The organism is Mesorhizobium sp. M0152 (assembly GCF_040322415.1).
In the GTDB taxonomy this organism is placed as follows: Bacteria; Pseudomonadota; Alphaproteobacteria; order Rhizobiales; family Rhizobiaceae; genus Mesorhizobium.
In genome coordinates this window covers 93,616-110,731 of sequence record NZ_JAMYTH010000023.1, presented here as the reverse complement: position 1 = coordinate 110,731, position 17,116 = coordinate 93,616, and the positions used below count along the sequence as shown (strand labels likewise).

Annotated in this window: 17 protein-coding genes, 1 tRNA gene and 2 pseudogenes; 9 read left to right on the top strand and 11 right to left on the bottom strand. The window is 63.1% G+C overall.

The window, feature by feature from the left end:
* Positions 1-179: 179 nt before the first annotated feature.
* Positions 180-344 (top strand): annotated as a pseudogene (locus NKJ26_RS22165) (JAB domain-containing protein); the annotation flags it as partial.
* 74 nt (positions 345-418) lie between these two features.
* On the opposite strand, the gene NKJ26_RS22160 reads toward NKJ26_RS22165, so the two are convergent.
* Positions 419-1,273 carry an SDR family oxidoreductase gene (locus NKJ26_RS22160; protein ID WP_352697108.1) on the bottom strand — a complete coding sequence of 285 codons (855 nt, stop codon included), beginning with the start codon at positions 1,271-1,273 and terminating at the stop codon, positions 419-421.
* 132 nt (positions 1,274-1,405) lie between these two features.
* On the opposite strand from NKJ26_RS22160, the gene NKJ26_RS22155 reads away from it, so the two are divergent.
* Positions 1,406-1,783: a winged helix-turn-helix transcriptional regulator gene (locus NKJ26_RS22155; RefSeq protein WP_352697106.1), complete on the top strand. Its 378-nt coding sequence runs from the start codon at positions 1,406-1,408 to the stop codon at positions 1,781-1,783.
* Between the two features lie 144 nt (positions 1,784-1,927).
* Here the strand turns inward: NKJ26_RS22155 and NKJ26_RS22150 are convergent, their stop codons facing one another.
* Both NKJ26_RS22150 and tig read right to left on the bottom strand, forming a co-directional pair.
* Positions 1,928-2,452: a hypothetical protein gene (locus NKJ26_RS22150; RefSeq protein WP_352598947.1), complete on the bottom strand. Its 525-nt coding sequence runs from the start codon at positions 2,450-2,452 to the stop codon at positions 1,928-1,930.
* A 164-nt stretch (positions 2,453-2,616) separates the two neighbouring features.
* On the bottom strand, positions 2,617-4,092 hold the full coding sequence (tig, locus tag NKJ26_RS22145; protein ID WP_352697104.1) for a trigger factor: 1,476 nt from the start codon (positions 4,090-4,092) through the stop codon (positions 2,617-2,619).
* Between the two features lie 519 nt (positions 4,093-4,611).
* On the opposite strand from tig, the gene NKJ26_RS22140 reads away from it, so the two are divergent.
* Positions 4,612-4,694, top strand: a tRNA-Leu gene (locus tag NKJ26_RS22140).
* Positions 4,695-4,780: 86 nt separating this feature from the next.
* Here the strand turns inward: NKJ26_RS22140 and NKJ26_RS22135 are convergent.
* Both NKJ26_RS22135 and NKJ26_RS22130 read right to left on the bottom strand, forming a co-directional pair.
* The gene (locus NKJ26_RS22135) at positions 4,781-5,365 is read right to left on the bottom strand and encodes a GDYXXLXY domain-containing protein (RefSeq protein ID WP_352607104.1); all 585 of its coding nucleotides are present in this window, start codon (positions 5,363-5,365) and stop codon (positions 4,781-4,783) included.
* Complete coding sequence (locus NKJ26_RS22130) at positions 5,362-6,480, bottom strand: DUF2157 domain-containing protein (RefSeq protein WP_352607102.1); 1,119 nt, start codon at positions 6,478-6,480, stop codon at positions 5,362-5,364. The genes NKJ26_RS22135 and NKJ26_RS22130 overlap by 4 nt, the downstream gene beginning before the upstream one ends.
* Positions 6,481-6,714: 234 nt before the next feature.
* Between NKJ26_RS22130 and NKJ26_RS22125 the strand changes: the two genes are divergently transcribed.
* The 5 genes from NKJ26_RS22125 (at position 6,715) to NKJ26_RS22105 (ending at position 9,709) form a co-directional block, all read left to right on the top strand.
* A complete protein-coding gene (locus tag NKJ26_RS22125; protein ID WP_081689447.1) occupies positions 6,715-6,855 on the top strand; it encodes a DUF1127 domain-containing protein in 141 nt (46 codons plus the stop codon).
* A gap of 50 nt (positions 6,856-6,905) precedes the next feature.
* The gene (locus NKJ26_RS22120; RefSeq protein WP_352607099.1) at positions 6,906-7,046 is read left to right on the top strand and encodes a DUF1127 domain-containing protein; all 141 of its coding nucleotides are present in this window, start codon (positions 6,906-6,908) and stop codon (positions 7,044-7,046) included.
* 576 nt (positions 7,047-7,622) lie between these two features.
* Entirely contained in the window at positions 7,623-9,035 is a 1,413-nt protein-coding gene (trmFO, locus tag NKJ26_RS22115) for a methylenetetrahydrofolate--tRNA-(uracil(54)-C(5))-methyltransferase (FADH(2)-oxidizing) TrmFO (RefSeq protein WP_352607097.1), read from the top strand.
* A gap of 67 nt (positions 9,036-9,102) precedes the next feature.
* Positions 9,103-9,405 carry a type II toxin-antitoxin system ParD family antitoxin gene (locus NKJ26_RS22110; protein ID WP_352607095.1) on the top strand — a complete coding sequence of 101 codons (303 nt, stop codon included), beginning with the start codon at positions 9,103-9,105 and terminating at the stop codon, positions 9,403-9,405.
* The gene (locus NKJ26_RS22105; RefSeq protein ID WP_352607093.1) at positions 9,377-9,709 is read left to right on the top strand and encodes a type II toxin-antitoxin system RelE/ParE family toxin; all 333 of its coding nucleotides are present in this window, start codon (positions 9,377-9,379) and stop codon (positions 9,707-9,709) included. Before NKJ26_RS22110 ends, NKJ26_RS22105 begins: the two co-directional genes overlap by 29 nt.
* 18 nt (positions 9,710-9,727) lie before the next feature.
* Here NKJ26_RS22105 and NKJ26_RS33620 read toward each other — a convergent pair.
* From NKJ26_RS33620 to yajC, 5 genes and pseudogenes are all read right to left on the bottom strand, one after another.
* Positions 9,728-9,825: pseudogene (locus tag NKJ26_RS33620) on the bottom strand (sterol desaturase family protein); the annotation flags it as partial.
* A gap of 71 nt (positions 9,826-9,896) precedes the next feature.
* Positions 9,897-10,739, bottom strand: a complete 843-nt coding sequence (locus tag NKJ26_RS22100) for a phytoene/squalene synthase family protein (protein WP_352697100.1) — start codon at positions 10,737-10,739, stop codon at positions 9,897-9,899.
* Position 10,740: 1 nt separating this feature from the next.
* Positions 10,741-11,133 (bottom strand): Mth938-like domain-containing protein, encoded by a 393-nt coding sequence (locus NKJ26_RS22095; RefSeq protein WP_352607085.1) that lies wholly within the window; start codon positions 11,131-11,133, stop codon positions 10,741-10,743.
* A gap of 28 nt (positions 11,134-11,161) precedes the next feature.
* Positions 11,162-13,714 (bottom strand): protein translocase subunit SecDF, encoded by a 2,553-nt coding sequence (gene secDF, locus NKJ26_RS22090; RefSeq protein WP_352607083.1) that lies wholly within the window; start codon positions 13,712-13,714, stop codon positions 11,162-11,164.
* A 52-nt stretch (positions 13,715-13,766) separates the two neighbouring features.
* On the bottom strand, positions 13,767-14,105 hold the full coding sequence (gene yajC, locus NKJ26_RS22085) for a preprotein translocase subunit YajC (protein WP_027024896.1): 339 nt from the start codon (positions 14,103-14,105) through the stop codon (positions 13,767-13,769).
* 282 nt (positions 14,106-14,387) lie between these two features.
* On the opposite strand from yajC, the gene NKJ26_RS22080 reads away from it, so the two are divergent.
* Positions 14,388-15,263 (top strand): ATP-binding protein, encoded by an 876-nt coding sequence (locus tag NKJ26_RS22080; RefSeq protein WP_352697098.1) that lies wholly within the window; start codon positions 14,388-14,390, stop codon positions 15,261-15,263.
* Between the two features lie 312 nt (positions 15,264-15,575).
* Here NKJ26_RS22080 and NKJ26_RS22075 read toward each other — a convergent pair whose 3' ends face one another.
* A complete protein-coding gene (locus NKJ26_RS22075; RefSeq protein ID WP_352697096.1) occupies positions 15,576-17,102 on the bottom strand; it encodes a peptidoglycan DD-metalloendopeptidase family protein in 1,527 nt (508 codons plus the stop codon).
* Between the last annotated feature and the right edge of the window lie 14 nt (positions 17,103-17,116).

Sequence of the window (17,116 nt, the reverse complement as noted above, 5' to 3'; positions counted from 1 at the left end):
TGGAGCGCGCGAGCGACCTGGACGCCGCGTTCGATCGTGCGGCTGAATCCGATGCCGTGGCGTTGCTCGACGTGCTGACGGACCCAGGCGGCCATCCACCGATCGCTCTCTATGACGGAACGTTGGATCGGATGGAGAACGGAAACGTTATCCAAGACCCCGTGCCATAGCTGGAAAGATTGATCCACAACCATCCGTCAGGCGACCCGACGCCATCGTGCGCCGATATCGAGATGACGAAGGAGATCATCGACGCGGCCAAGCGGCTGGGCGTGGCCGTGCACGACCACATCATCATCGGGCGCAAAGGCCATTCCAGCATGAAGGGCTTGCTGCTGATCTAGTCGCTTGAATTACCTGTGGCACGAGCGACAGACGGTCCTCTGATCCTTTGGTGATGTGAACACTCATCTCGGTTTCAACCGCGCAATGCTGCCGCAACGACGCTCTCCAGTGGCGTTGTCGGTCGACCGATCAGCCGGCTCATGGCGCCGCCGTCATCGAACAACGCTCCGCGTGAGGCTGCAATGTCGGCATCGGCCAGGATAGCGGCGAGATCGGCGGGCAGCCCGGCGCTTGTCAACACACCCTCATAGACCGCCCCGGCAAGATCATTGTAGGCGATCGCCTTGCCCGATTGCCGCGAAACCTTCGCCGCAAGCTCGGCGAGCGTGAAGGCTTGGTCCGCGGCGAGCTCGTAAGTCCTCCCCGCTTGATCCTCGCTCGTCAGCACCACGGCCGCGGCCTCGGCATAGTCCTGCCGTGCCGCGGACGAGAAGCGCCCCTCATTTGCGGCGCCGATGAAGGCGCCGTGCTCCAGAGCCGCCGGGAGCGCCATCAGATGGTTCTCGGTGTACCAGCCGTTGCGCAGGATGACGGCGGGCAGGCCCGAGGCCGCGATGACCTCCTCCGTCTGCCGATGTTCGACCGCGAGCCTCGCGGGAGACGTGTCCGCATGCAGCATGCTCGTGTAAGCGATCAGCGAAACGCCCACCCGTTGGGCGGCCTTGATCACTGACCGATGCTGCGGCAAGCGGCCGTTGACTTCGGTCGAGGAAATCAGCAGCAGTCTATCGACGCCGGCCAGTGCCATCGGGAGCGTGTCGGGACGATTATAGTCCGCCTCCCGCACGACTACGCCGCGTTGGGCAAGATCGCTGGCCTTTGCCGGATCGCGAACCGCCGCCACAATCCGGTCGGCCGGAACTGTCTTCAGCAGTGCGTCGATCACGAGACGGCCAAGCTGTCCTGTTGCTCCAGTTATTGCGTACATCGTTCTGTCCATTTCGTGGTTGGATGGATTGAGAGCCTCAGATAGCGGCTCTCGTTACCATCGGAAACCACGTATCTTGTGGTTACCATCATTTTCCGGTAACCAACTGGAAACTCCCATGGAAGATGCGCGATGGTCCTCAGGATGCGAACGAAGGTGAAGGCGCTTCCCGGCTGCCCCATGTCTAAGTGCATGGCGCTGCTTGGCGGGTGCTGGACACCCGAGGTGCTCTGGTCCTTGAGCGACGGACCGCGCCGGTTCTCCGAATTGCGCCGCGATATCCCAGCCATTTCGGCTAAGGTGCTGACCGGCAGGTTGCGCGATCTCGAGGAGCGCGGCGTCCTCGCACGCCACGTGATGCCGACATCGCCGCCGACCGTGGAGTATGAGCTGACCTCATTGGGGCAGGAGCTGCTCCCAGCGATCAGGTCTATCGTGGAGGTCGGATCGCGCCTGCTGCTGCGTGACTCTCCCCGCCTGATGATCGCAAGCCCATCCCTCCGCGACTAGCCCGCGCGAGGCGGTGGCTCGCCGAGTGTTGACCATCGCGCCTGGGCGTGGGGTATCTGCGGCGACGCCGCCTTCGACGTTCTGGTCGGCCTGCTGAAGTAGGCGGGACGGACACCGCCGGCGAAGGCGCTCCGGCGGATCCGTTCAGGGCGGGTCCGTCTGGCAAGTTCCGGCAATCTGCTCGACCGCCTGCTCAAATCCGGCAAGGTCGAAATCCGCCTGGCCGCGCCCGGACAGCAATCCGAACCGCCAGGAAAGCGACAGCCGGCTCGCAGCGGCAAGCCGCCGGACGCCATCGGCGCCGTCACGGACAAGCATCCTGCCGCGCGGGCCGACCAACCAGCTCTCGTCGACCTTGTTGCCGGTATCGACGGTGACCGACATGGTGACCTTGCGGCTGGCCGAAACGGCGTCGTTCAACTGGAGCCACTCCGTCCAGCGCGGTTCGCTGTTTGCCCGGCAGGCAATGGTCAGGACCGGGCTGTAGCTCAAGGCCCCGCCGCCGGTGATCAGCTTGTTGGTGGCATGGAGCGAAGCCGTGACGAGGCCGTCATCATCCGTGGCGAAACGCCAGTCACCCGTGATCGCCTCGGCTTGGGCGAAATTACAGGTGAAGGCCAGAACGAGTGCCAAGGCGACGACACGCCCCGTTTCGAAGAATAGGCTCAACGCCCCCTCCAGGAACCATTAAGGTTTGCAGCAGAAGCGCAGATAATGATCAACGCCTGGTATCGCCAAGTGCCGCTGCCCACGAAGCATACCGGCTGTTGCAGTTTCGCAACGAAAAAAGGCCGCCTCGAGGGCGGCCTTCGTCGATTCCATCAAGCGGAAATTTATTCGGCGTTCTTGGCGGCCTTCTTCTTCGGCGCGGCCTTCTTCTTCGGCTCTTCCGCCTCGTCGGCCTTCTTGTCGTCAGCCTTTTTTGCGGCGGCCTTCTTCGCCGGCTTCACCTTGGTCGCGGTTTCCGCTTCCTCGTCGTCGGCCATCAGCTCTTCCTTGCTGACCTTGACGTCGGTGACCGAGATCTGGCCGAGCAGGTGATCGACCACCTTCTCCTCGAACATCGGCGCCCGCAGTGCATTCAGCGCCTCGGGATTGCTGCGATAGAACTCGAAGGCTTCCTGCTGCTGGTTGGCCGGGAAGCGGCGAACCTGCTCGAACAGGCCGCGCTGCAACTCCTCGTCCGACACCGTGACGCCGGCCTTCTCGCCGATCTCGGCAAGCACCAGGCCGAGGCGCACGCGGCGTTCGGCAAGGCGCAAATATTCGGCGCGCGCCTCTTCTTCGGTCGTCTCTTCATCGGCGAAAGTGCGGCCGGCGGCTTCCAGATCGCGGTTGACCTGCGCCCAGATATTGTCGAACTCGGCGTCGACGAGCTTCGACGGCGCCTCGAACGAGTAGGCCGCGTCGAGCTGGTCGAGCAGCTGGCGCTTGACCTTCTGGCGCGTCATCGAGCCGAACTGGTTCTCGATCTGGCCGCGCACGATCTCGCGCAGGCGCTCCAGCGATTCCAGGCCGAGGTTCTTGGCGGTCTCGTCGTTGATTTCCAGCTCACCGGGCTTCGACACTTCCTTGACGGTAACGTCGAAGGTCGCTTCCTTGCCGGCCAGATGCGCCGCCTGGTAGTTTTCCGGGAACGTCACGGTGACCTGCTTTTCGTCGCCGGCCTTGCTGCCGACCAGCTGGTCCTCGAAACCGGGAATGAACTCCTTGGAGCCCAGCACCAGCGGCTGATCGGTGCCGGCGCCGCCGGCAAAGGCCTCGCCGTCGATCTTGCCGAGATAGTCGATGGTCACGCGGTCGCCCTCGGCGGCCTTGCCGGTCTTCGGCTCGTAGCTGCGCGCCGATTCGGCAACGCGCTTGACCTGCTCGTCGATCTCGGTGTCAGGCACGTCGAACACTGGGCGTGTCACTTTGATGTCGGAGAAATCCTTGATCTCGATCGCCGGGATGACTTCGTAATTCAGGCGGAATTCGAAATCGGCGCCGCCGGCCAGGATCTTCTCGGCCTCCTTCTCGTCCTCGGTCATGATGACTTCGGGCTGCATGGCGGCCTTTTCGCCGCGGCCCGAAATGATCGAACGGGTCGAATCGTTGAGGATCTCGTTGACCACTTCGGCCATGAACGACTTGCCGTAGACCTTGCGCAGGTGCTGCACCGGCACCTTGCCCGGGCGGAAGCCGTTGATGCGGACCTTGTTCCTGGCGTCCGACAGCCGCGCCATCAGCTTGGCTTCCATGTCACCGGCCGGCACGGTGATCTTGATCTCGCGCTTGAGACCGGAGTTGAGTGTTTCGGTGACCTGCATCGTAAAACCTTTGTTTTCACCAATGAGGCTGCAAAGCGGCTTTCTGCCGCTCACAGCCTGCCGGTAATTCTTGCCGGAAATGGCTTTTGGTACGGAAGCTGGCGATTTGACCGAAAATACGGCTCAAACTCTCCCGAGCTGCGTTCCAAAATGTGAATAAGTTTTTGTTTTTCCTACTTCTTATCACATTTTGCAGAAGCGGATCGTCGCGTCTCGTCACATTCGACACGCCTTTTGTCACAGGCGAGCTTAATTTTCAACCATCTTCGCGTTTCGGCGAATGAGCAATATCTCGGCCCTCACCCAACATCTTGTCTCTGACATTGACGGAATGATGGCTACACGGGATTGCCGGACAATGCGGATGTGGCCGGAACTGGTAGATGACCTGTCGGAACCATGATCGCGGTCCAGTGGTTCTGGAGAAGGGAAAATTCAGACCGACCCACGACGCGGCGTTATCGCCCTTGAACTTGTAACATGGCTTGTGACATAGACGTGGCATAGGTCACCAGATCGGCGGGTATGGCGGAATTGGTAGACGCACCAGATTTAGGTTCTGGCGTGAGAACGTGGGGGTTCGAGTCCCTCTACCCGCACCACCCCTTCCCCTTCGCCGCCGAGATTCTGCGCGCCGACGCATTATTTCAATCCCTTCGGAGAGCCAACGCGATGAGGTTTTCGCGCTCTAATAAAGCGGTTCCTCGAACAGCGTCTTGTCGCCATCCACCAGCGCCTTGATCTGGGCGGTGCCGTTCGCGGAGAGCGCAAGCCTTATGCCGAACGGGCGCACCCGCATGTCGTTCTGGATCGCCATGCCCTCGCCTTCCGGCAGATAGAAGCGCTCGATGCCGTAGTCCGGCGCGATGGTCATGCCTTCGCCGCGAAGATCCCAGCCCTGGGCGACGTGGCCCGATATATCGGCCTCGTCGGTCGCGGCGGGTGCCGGCGCCTTACCGAACCAGGCGGTGGTCGGCGTCCAGTAGCCGTTGGCGCCCTGCTTCAGCCTGACGACGATCGAGGTGTCGTCGCTGGAGAATTTGCCGGCGGGTATGTCGGCGATCATCTTCACCGGAATGCGCGAGATCTCGTAGCCGAGGGTAATATAGTCGCCGCGCAGCAGATCGCGCGGATCGACGGGTTCGACCTTCAGGAGCACGTCCTTGCCGCTGCGCAGGATCGCCGCCCGGCCGGCGATGATCCAGCTCAGGAAGCCTATCTGGACAAGCGCCAGCACCAGCGCCGAGACGATTAGTCTCTTTCCGGTCATCATGCCGCGGCTCCTTCGGTGGCTGGGCCCTTCATGCGCTTTTCGACGCGGATGATGACGATGGCAAGAAGGCCGAGCAGCACCGCCGCGGCAAGGAAGAAGCCGGCCGTGTCGAGCATCGATTGCAAGGTCACCACATAGATTATGGCAAGTTCGAAGGCGAAGCCGAGATAGGCGAGCCAGCGCAGTCCCCGGCTCTCCCGCCCCGCCAGCACGATCGCCCCGACGATACCGGCGAGCGCCACAACGGAGGCGATAGCGAAGCCGCTGGCGTAGCTGCTCTCGTCGGCCAGTTCGAACTGGATGATGGCCAGGCCGGTGAGGAAACCGAGCAGCGCGTGCAAGGGCAAGCGGCCGCCGAGCCGAACGATCGCGTCGGCCGGCTCCGGCGCCAGGACGGAAGCCGCGAAAAGCGCGACCGATGCGATGACCAGGGGGATCGCCACCGGCAGCGTCGCGTGATCCATAGCCAGCAGCATGACATAGAAGAGCAGCGACAGGATGATCAGGTGCCGGGCCGGCTGGCTGCGGGTCCAGAACGAAACGGCGAACAGCACGGCCGCCATGACGACGAAGAGATGCGGAAATTCGTTGCGGGTGAAATAGTCGAACCCTTTCAGGAACAGCCAGGCATCGGCGATGCCGACCGCAGCGACGGTCAGCGGGTTCGAGCGCAGCGCCACGGCCGCCAATGCGGTACCGGCGCCCCAGGTGACCAGGGCCGAGGCCTCGTCGCCGGAGAGGTGATACATCTGGCCGATCAGCGCGATCGAACCGCCGAATGCCGCGGCCGCCACGATCCACAATGCCTCGCCGATTGCCGCATGGTCGCGCGTCTTCAAAACCGCGCCGCCGACATAGCCGCCAAGGATGATGGCAAACAGTGCGGCGACCCGCGCCAGCCGCGGGATTGCTTCCCAGTTGGCGGCGACGAAGATCAGGATCGCCGCGCCGAACAGCAAGGCCGCCATCATCGCCAGGATCGAACCGAAGCTGAGTGAGTTGCGCGCGTTGGCCTCGATGTCGCGCGCAAGGATATCGGCTGTCGCGGCGTTGATCAGGCCGCCCTGCCGCCACCGCGCGATATCCGACCTCACCCGTGTCGAATAGCTTGCCATATCGCCCCCTCCCTTTCCATGTCGGCTTTCAACCGAAACGGCCAAACCGTTGACGTCACGGCACTTTCTGATTCTGGATTCTTTGTGTCAGGTCCGTGAAGCCGCGTTAATGTTGCATTGCACAATTTGCATTGCTGCCATGCAGCCATAGCGCTTTTAAATCGATATGAGCCCGCCTATCTATGCTGCGTACAAGAGACGGAATGATCCGAAGAAAGACGAAACGAGAATACCATGAACCTGATCCGCAACTACCGCAACTGGCGCCGCTACCGGGACACTGTCTCCGAGCTGAGCCGCCTGAGCAACCGTGAATTGGTCGACCTCGGCATCAGCCGCAGCGACATTCCTTACGTCGCTCGCAAGGCGGTCTAATCCTTCGGACCGCAAATGGTCCGAAACCAGTTTTGAAGAAGAGAACGACAATGAACCTGATCCGCAACTATCGTAACTGGCGCGTATATCGCGAGACGGTTACCGAGCTGGGTCGCCTTTCCAACCGCCAGCTGCATGATCTCGGTATCGTCCGCGACGAAATCAAGATCATCGCCCGCAAGGCGATGTAACACAGGAATTTCGCTGGGGTCGACCTCCTCCCCGACCGCAGCGAAGACGGCCAGCCCTTATCCTCCTCCCAAGGGTTGACCACAAAAACGGCGCCCGCCGCAACCTCCTCCCGCGGCGGGCGTTGTTTCCCGGAGCAAATGAATTTTGCTCCAAAAGGGTTTCGCCCCTTTTGAGAATAGCGAAAGAGATTTCGTCAGAGCCGACCTCCTCCCCGGCGATGACGAATAGGCCCAACCTTCACCTCCTCCCGAGGGTTGGCCACCAAAACGGCGCCCGCCGCACCTCCTCCCGCGGCGGGCGCTGTTTCCCCGGAGCAAATGAATTTTGCTCCAAAAAAGGGTTTCGCCCCTTTTGAAAATAGCGAAAGAGATTTCGTCAAAGCCGACCTCCTCCCCGGCGATGACGAATACGGTCGGCCTTCACCTCCTCCCGAGGGTCGACCCCAAAAACGACACCCGCCGGACCTCCTCCCCCGGCGGGTGTTGTTGTTTTCAGGGCTCGCTTGCGTCAGCGGCGTCCGCTCTGCGTGAACGCCGCAATTGCAATCGCTGCCCCAAGCGATTATTCCGGCGCTCATGAGCAAAAATCCCATCCATATCATCGGCGGCGGCCTCGCCGGCTCCGAAGCCGCCTGGCAGGCGGCGCAGGTAGGCGTGCCCGTCATCCTGCATGAAATGCGGCCCGTTCGCGGCACAGATGCCCACAAGACCGATGGGCTGGCCGAACTCGTCTGTTCCAATTCCTTCCGCTCCGACGACGCCGACAACAACGCCGTCGGCCTGCTGCACGCCGAAATGCGGCTGGCCGGCTCGCTGATCATGAACGCCGGCGACGCCAACCAGGTGCCGGCCGGCGGCGCACTGGCCGTCGACCGCGACGGCTTCTCCGAAGCGGTGACGAAGAAGCTCGAAGCGCACCCGCTGATCACCATCCGGCGCGAGGAAGTACCCGGCCTGCCACCGGCGGACTGGGACCAGGCGATCGTCGCCACCGGTCCGCTGACGGCGCTTTCGCTTGCCCAGTCGATCGCCGAAGCCACGGGCGCCGATGCGCTCGCCTTCTTCGACGCCATCGCGCCGATCGTCCATTTCGACACGATCGACATGGACACCTGCTGGTTCCAGTCGCGCTACGACAAGGTCGGGCCCGGCGGCACCGGCAAGGACTACATCAACTGCCCCCTGGACAAGGAGCAGTACCTTGCCTTCGTGCAGGCGCTGGTCGACGGCCAAAAAACCGAGTTCAAGCAATGGGAAGGCACGCCCTATTTCGATGGCTGCCTGCCGATCGAGATCATGGCCGAGCGCGGCGTCGAGACGCTGCGTTACGGGCCGATGAAGCCGATGGGGCTGACCAACGCCCACAATCCGACGGTCAAGGCCTATGCCGTCGTGCAACTGCGGCAGGACAATGCGCTGGGCACGCTCTACAACATGGTCGGCTTTCAGACCAAATTGAAGCATGCCGAGCAGGTGCGCATATTCCGCACCATTCCGGGCCTGGAAAACGCCGACTTCGCCCGCCTCGGCGGCCTGCACCGCAACACTTACATCAACTCGCCGACCTTGCTCGACGCCTCGCTGCAGCTGAAATCGCGGCCCGGCCTGCGTTTCGCCGGCCAGATCACCGGTTGCGAAGGTTACGTGGAAAGTGCCGCGATCGGCTTGCTCGCCGGGCGCTTCGCCGCCGCCGAGCGGCTCGGCCATGCTCCGTCCCTGCCGCCGCTCACCACCGCCTTCGGCGCCTTGCTCAACCACATCACCGGCGGCCACATCGTGTCCGATGACGAACCGGGGAAACGTTCGTTTCAGCCGATGAACGTCAATTTCGGCCTGTTCCCGCCAATGGAAGCGCCGAAAACCGAAGGCAAGCGCCTGCGCGGCAAGGACAAGACGTCGGCCAAGCGGCACGCCATTACATCGCGCGCGCGAGCCGATTGCCGGCAATGGCTGGGACTGCCCGCGCAAACGGCCGAGGCCGCGGAATAGATCGCTCTGGTTGCATCATTGGCGTAAAGTAGGATAATATCCTACTTTCCGTTGGAAGGAGGTCGCCATGGAATCCGCCGAGAAACTGTCGGTCACCGTCACGCCCGCCATGGCGCGCATGATCCGCGAGAAGGTCGAGGACGGCTCCTTCGGGTCGGCGAGCGAGGTCATCCGCGCCGCGCTTCGCGTCTTCCAGCGCGAAGAGGAAGAGCACGCCGAGCGCATGGCCTCGATCAGGGCGCGGGTGAAGGCGTCGATCGAGGATACGAGGCCAGGCGTTCCGCTGGATGAGGCAATCGCAAGAGTAAAAAGCAGGATTTCGGAACTGGCGAGAGACAGCGATGATCCAGCGTCTCGCCGTCGTTCTTAGCGAAAGCGCGATCACCGATCTGGAATCGATTGCCGCTTACGTCCTGGATCGGAGCGGAAGCGAGAGCACAGCCGACCAGTTTGTCGACCGGATCAAGGTGCGCTGCCAGAGCATCGGCAATGCGCCTCGCGGCGGTCGTTCCCGCGACGATATCGTGCCGGGGCTGCGAACGGTTCCGTTCGAGCATTCCGCTGTCATCGCTTACATCGTCGACAAGGATCTCGTGTACGTCGTCAATGTCTTTTATGGCGGTCGCGACTACGAGACGATGATGCGCGATAGTGGTTCGGGCGACCCCTCTTAACGGCAGCGAACGAACCTGTTATTCGGCCGGCCCGGCACTCGCCATCGGCAATCTGGCTTGCCCGCCTCACCGGGATTTCGCCTGACATAGGCTGCCTTCAGGCTTTCGGAGGTATCTCCTCCGGGCCGGCCTGTCGTCTTGGCGACAGTTCACGGCTCGGCAAGTCTTAACACGATTGACGTTTACGTCAAAGTGGCGGCCAGCCCTTGCCTGCACGGCGCACAAGCAGCCAATGCCGGCGCAACGCCGCGAGCCGCGCCACGCCGTCGAGCGGCGAGCCACGCTCGATTTTCGCCAGATAGGCGCGCGACAGGGCGAGCGGCAGAAATGACGCGCGCAGCGAAACCGGCAATGCCGCGGCGCCCTTCTCGAAGACGGACAGATGTTCGCGCGCCAGCGCGATCATCGCCGCCACCGCGCGCCGCGCACCGGGACCACCGTCGCCGGCGACGAACTCCTCCGGCGAAGAGCCTGCCGCCGCCAGGATATCGGCCGGGACAAAACACTGTCCGCGCCTGCGGTGCAGCGGCAACAGCAGCAGCAGGCCGGTCATCGCCTGCGCGCAGCCTGCCCTGCCCGCCAGTTCCGCGAACCGTGGCGCCTCGATGGGATCGAGCACCATCGCCGCAAGCTGGATGAGTGCCGCCGCTGTCTCGCCGCAATAGCCTTCGAGATCGGTGCGCGACGGCATTGGGTCGTCGTAAAGGTCGAAAATACGCGCTTCGAGCATGTTCTCGAACGCCGCCTTCGGCAGCTTGAACGCGGCAATGGTCGCATTCAAGGAACTGGCAACGGGATGGCCGGCGCCCGCGTCGCCGCCGGCGGCGATGACGTCGCGCCACCATTGCAGCCGCACCTCGCCCGGCAACGGCCCATGAATGCGGTCGCGAATGCCCGCGATCTCGGCATTGAACGCATAGAGCGAAAACAGCGCATCGCGCTTGTCGGCCGGTGCGTAGAGCGCGGTGAGATAGCGGTCATGATCGGCCGCGCGCACCGCGTCCATGACGATTTTGCTAATTTCGGACATATCAATCGACGGCGATGAGCGCGGCGGCCACGGCGCGGTCTTCCGCCAGAAGGACATTGTAGGTCCGCACCGCCGCACCGGTCGACATCGGGTCGGAGGCAATGCCAGCCGCCTTCAGCGCCGCCCGCAACGCTGCCGGCAACGGCCGCAGATCCCTGCCCATGCCGACCAGCAGGATCTCGACCTTGCCGGCCTCTGCCAGAAGCTTGTCGAAATCAGCCACCGTCAACGCCAGGGGATCAGCCGGCTCCCAGCCATGGATGCCCGATGGCAGGCACAGCAGCGAGCCGCGATGCGACATGTCGGCAAAGCGGAACCCGCCATTGCCGTAGGCCTCGATCGGCGCACGGCCCGGGAAGTGCGCCTCGCGGATGACGATGCCTTTGCCGGTCACCGTTCTGTCATCCCTTCGGGGCCGCGCGTCAGGTCGCGACCGCTTTGCCACCGCCGCCAACCGGCTTCTCCTCGTCGGCTGTGGCTTGCGGCCGCAGCTTGAACAGGATCAGCAGCGGTGCCGCGATGAAAATCGACGAATAAGTGCCGAAGACAACGCCGAACAGCATCGCCAACGTGAAGGAGCGGATCACCTCGCCGCCGAACAGCACCAGCGCCAGCAGCGCCAAGCTGGTCGTCACTGAGGTCAGCGTCGTTCTCGACAGCGTCTCATTGATGGCGTTGTTCAGCAGCTGCGGCAGCGGCATCTTCTTGTATTTTCGCAGATCCTCTCGAACGCGGTCATAGACCACGATCGTGTCGTTCAGCGAATAGCCTATGATGGTCAGGATCGCCGCCAGCGACGACTGGTTGAATTCCAGCCCAGTGATGACGAAGAAACCCAGCGTCATGACGACGTCGTGCACGGTCGCCACGATGGCGCCGACCGCGAACTGCCATTCGAAACGGAACCAGACATAGACCAGGATCCCGATCAGCGCGACCAGCATGGCGATAGTGCCTTGCTTGGCCAGTTCTCCCGAAACGGTCGGGCCCACCACTTCGACGCGGCGGAAATCGTACTGATCCTGCAGTTCCCCGCGTACCTTGTCGATCACGGTCTGCTCGGCGTTCTCACCTGCATCCTGAGTGCCGACGCGGATCAACACGTCGTTCGGCGCACCGAACTGCTGCACCTGGACCTCACCGATGTTGAGGTCCGACAGTCGACCTCTGATGTCGGCGATATCGGCATTGCCACCTTTGGCCTGCACCTCGATCAGTGAGCCGCCTTTGAAATCGATGCCGTAATTGATGCCGAGGGTCATGAACAACACCACGGACAGTATCGACAGGGTGCTTGACAGCGCAAACGTCCAGCGACGGATGCCCATGAAGGGGATTTTCGTACCGGGCTTGACGAAGGTCACCGGAGCCTTCGGCAGCTCCTTCGGACGAGCCCGACGCAGCCAGATCGAGACCAGCAGCCGGGTGAAGGTGAAGGCGGTGAAGACCGTGGTCAGGATGCCGATGGCATAGGTGATGGCAAAGCCCTTCACCGGGCCGGTGCCGAGATAGAACAGCACCACGGTGGCGATGAGCGAGGTGACGTTGGAATCGACGATGGTCGCCAGCGCCTTCGAGAAGCCGGTGTCGATCGCCTGGATCACCGAGCGGCCGGCCCGCCGCTCCTCGCGGATGCGCTCATAGATCAACACGTTGGAATCGACCGCCATGCCGATGGTCAGCACGATACCCGCGATGCCGGGCAAGGTCAGCGTCGCGCCGAGCAGCGACAGCAGCCCGACGATCATCGCCACGTGTACCGCCAGCGCGATGTTGGCGAGGAAGCCGAGGAAGCCGTAGGAAACGAACATGAAGGCGACGACGAGGATCGAGCCGATGATGCCGGCGACCTTGCCGGCATGGATCGAATCCTGGCCGAGTCCCGGGCCCACCGTGCGTTCCTCGATCACCGTCAGCGTCGCCGGCAGTGCGCCGGCGCGCAGCAGCACGGCGAGGTCGTTGGCGCTCTGTGCGGTGAAATTGCCGGAGATCTGTCCGGTGCCGCCAAGGATCGGCTCGCGGATCTGCGGCGCCGAAATCACCTGGTTGTCGAGAATGATGGCGAACAGCTTGCCGACATTCTGCGAGGTCGCCTGGCCGAAGCGCGCCGCGCCCTTCGAATCGAAGCGGAACGAGACCACGGGCTCATTGTTCTGCGAATTGTAAGTCGCCTGGGCGTCGACGAGATTTTCGCCCGAGACGATGACGCGGTTCTCGATCAGATAAGGAACCGGCGGATCGTCCTGCGAATAGAGCACCGACGAGCCGGCGGGCGGACGCCCCTTGAGCGCGTCCTGCACCGGCATCGACTGGTCGACCATTTGGAAGGTCAGCTTGGCGGTCTGGCCGAGAATTTCCTTCAGCCGTTGCGGGTCCTGCAGGCCCGGCACCTGGACGAGGATACGGTCGTCGCCCTGGCGCTGCACGATGGGCTCGGTCGTGCCAAGCTCGTTGACGCGACGTTCGACCACCTCGATCGACTGCGCCAACGCGGTCGACGTGCGGTACTTGATGCCGGCGTCGGTGACAGTGAATTTGAGCAGGCCGGGCTCGGAATCATCCAGCGACATTTCCTGGATGGAACCGCCGGTGAACAGGCCGGCTGCGACCGGATCGGTCAGGGTCTTCAACGCCTTCTTGGCGGCATCGAGCTGATTGGGATCGGTTATGCGGACCTGCAAGTTGCGCCCCGTGCCGCCGAGGCCGGTGTAGCCGATCTTGGCGTCGCGCAGCAACGTCCGGATCTCGTCGCGCGTCGTCTCGAGCCGATCCTTGATCAGGTCGTTCTGGTTCATCTCCAGCAGGATGTGCGAGCCGCCCTGCAAATCGAGGCCGAGCGTCATTTGCCGCTTCGGCACCCAGCTGGGCAGTTGCGCCAGCGTGCTGGCGGAGAACAGATTGGGCGCGGCGAGGATCACTGTGATGGCCACGGCCACCCAGATCAGGATCATCTTGAAGCGCGAAAAATAAAGCATATGGGCGTCGTCCGTCAGAGCGTGTCCGCGGATCGCTCCGCCTGGAATCTGGTTATTTCTTGGCGTTCTGGTTGGCGACCGGTTCGCCCTTGACGCGCACGTCGGCGATCGTCGAGCGCAGCGCGGTCACCTTCGTGCCGCCGCCGAGGTCGATCTCGAGTTCGTTGTCGTCGATCACCTTCGTCACCTTGCCGACGAAGCCACCGCCGGTGACCACCGTGTCACCGCGGCGAACCGCCGCCAGCATCTCGCCGCGCTTCTTCAGCTGCGTGCGCTGCGGGCGGATGATCAGAAAATACATGATCACGAAGATCAGGACAAACGGCAAAATGCTGATGAACATGTCGGGAGAAGCCCCAATGCCTTGCGCGTATGCCGGTGTCACGAACATCGAGGTACTCCTGAATTTTGAAAGACAGCCGCCAACGATCCCTGCGGAAATTTGGCGGCCCCGCGAAATTTGGCCGGAATATAGTCGGTAAAGTTGTCAATGCAACTGCGCTGCCCAGCAAATCGGCAGCTTTTCCGGCCTGTTTGCGCGTGTTAGAGCATGAGCGCCAAAAGCGCGAGCCGGTTTTGCGAAAAGATCACGCTCGAACAAACAGTTGGAACCGGTTTCGAACCTGACGGAACCGGATGGGTCCATACTTCAAACGCGAAGACAAAGCCAGACATGACCGACAGCACCCTCGATGCCTTGAACCAGAAACTCGACCGCCTGATCGAGGCGGTCGGCCGCCTCGCCCCGCCGCCGGTACCCGAAACCGACCTTGGCGAGGCCGATTGCTTCGTCTGGCAGGCCGATCCGGGCTATCTGGAGCCGGTGCACAAGGTCAACCGCGTCGACATCGGGCTGATCCGGGGCGTCGACCGCGTGCGCGACATCCTCGTCGACAACACCGAGCGCTTCGCCGCCGGCCACCCGGCCAACAACGTGCTGTTGTGGGGCGCGCGCGGCATGGGCAAATCGTCGCTGGTCAAAGCCGTGCATGCCGAGATCAACGCCAAGACCAAGTCCGACCTGCCCTTGAAGCTTATCGAGATCCACCGCGAGGACATCGACACGCTGCCCAAGCTGATGGGGCTGCTCAAGGCGGCCCCCTACCGCTTCATCCTGTTTTGCGACGACCTCTCCTTCGACCATGACGACACCTCCTACAAGTCGCTGAAGGCCGCGCTCGAAGGTGGCGTCGAGGGCCGTCCGGACAACGTCATCTTCTACGCCACCTCGAACCGCCGCCATCTGTTGCCGCGCGACATGATCGACAATGAGCGCTCCACCGCCATCAACCCGTCCGAGGCCGTCGAGGAGAAGGTTTCCCTGTCCGATCGTTTCGGCCTGTGGCTCGGCTTCCACAAATGCTCGCAGGACGACTATCTCGACATGGTCAACGGCTACGCCAGCTATCACGGCCTTGCCGTCGACCCCGAGCAACTGCGCGCCGAAGCGTTGGAATGGGCGACCACGCGCGGCAGCCGCTCCGGCCGCGTCGCCTGGCAATTCACCCAGGACCTCGCCGGCCGGCTTGGAAAGCCGCTGAAGGATTAGGCGCAGACCCTAGGATCCTGTGTGACGCCTGCCGAGAAATGCAGCGGATGAGGAGGCGCTCCGTAGGCCCGAATTCCGAGATGCTACGATCCCTCAGAGTTGATGACCACGCGATGTGTGTTTTCGCCAATCGCCAAGACATGCAGTTCGGCAACGCAAGCACATCAGACCCAGTCAAAGGGTCGAATATCCGAAACTGCAAGATGCCAAACTGAAAAAGCCCGCTCCTTGCGGAACGGGCTGAGCCGGCGGGCCGGACTGGAGGTCAGACGGCCCGCAATCGCTTTTTTTGTTCTATTCGAGATAGCCCGGCTATTCGAGATAGCCCGACGGATCGACCGGGGCCGAATTCTTACGCACTTCGAAGTGCAGCTTCGGCGAGTCCGTCGTGCCGCTCATGCCCGACAGCGCGATCTCCTGGCCGCGCTTGACCTTCTGGCCGCGCTGCACCTCGATCGAGCTGGCATGGCCGTAGACCGTGACCAGGCCGTTCTCGTGTCGCACCAGCACCGTGTTGCCGAATTCCTTGAGGCCGTCGCCGGCATAGATGACTACGCCGTTCTCGGCCGCCTTGACCGGCGTGCCCGAGGGCACGGCGATATCGACGCCGTCCTTGCCCGACCCGAAGCCGGAGATCACGCGGCCGCGCACCGGCCAGCGCATCTTGCCGATGCCGGTGGCGTCGGGCGCGACGGCGTCGTCGTCCTCGGCCTGCTGGATGACCTTCGTGTCCTTCTTCGGCGGCGTGTAGGACGCCAGCGTTTCCGACGGCGTGGCCTTCGCGGGCGGCTGCGTGGTGGCCGTGGTCACCGGATCGATCTTCGCCGGCTTGGCGGCGGCGACCGTCGCGGTTCCGCCGGCCGGCACCTTCAGGGTCTGGCCGATCTTGAGCAACCCGTCCTGCATGCCGTTGGCCTGCTTCAGCGCAACGACGCCGACGCCGGTCTTCCTGGCGATCGAGGAAAGCGAATCGCCCGACTGGACCGTGTAGGTGCCAGCGGCATTGGTCGTCTTGGCGGCGGCGGCCTGCGGTGCGGGCTTGGGCTCCTTCGGCTGGTTCGCGGCGGCGGACGCGCCGACCTGAGCGGACTTGCCTTCCTTAGGCTTGGGCTGCTGCGGCAGCACGGCAACCTTCTCCGGCGCGGTCGCCGGCAGGTCGTGCTTGCCATCCTTCGCCGGCTTGGCGTCTGCCACCGTCGGCTCGGCCTTGCTCGAATAGCCATAGGCTGGGATGATCAGTTTCTGCCCGGAGCGCAGCCCCTTGGTCGCGCTCAGGCCGTTCACCTTCATGATGACGTCGGCCGGCACCTTATAGTGCTGCGCCAGGCCCGAAATGGTCTCGCCGTCCCGGACCACGATCTCGGTGGCATGCGCCGTCGCCATTTTCGGCGCATCGGGCTGGGCATCCTTGAACGGCTTTGCCGCGGGAGCCACCGTGCCGGTCGTCGTCCGGTCGACATGAGGCGCCGGACGCACCAGGGCCGGGGCCGATGCGGTGCGGACCGGATTGGCCGCGGGAGCCAGTGCGGGAGCCGGTTGCGCCTGGGCGACGGGCGGAGGCAGCGGCCGCGACGACACCGGCTCGAGGCTGGAACGGGCGACAGATTGTGTATTGGCGCCATCGAGCGGAGCGGCCGCGACATCGCCCGGATAGGGCTGTACGGCGTCCTGCTTGTTGATGATGGTACGCTGATTATTGGTCGAGGAGGTAAAGACGTCGTCGACGCTGTTGAACCGCGAGGCCTGGGAACTGCACCCCGCCGCGGCGCCCGCAATCATGAGAACGGCGCAGCCCCGCGCCAGATTGCGACTATTTGCCTTCAAAACACTGAATTGCATCGCACTAACCCGCA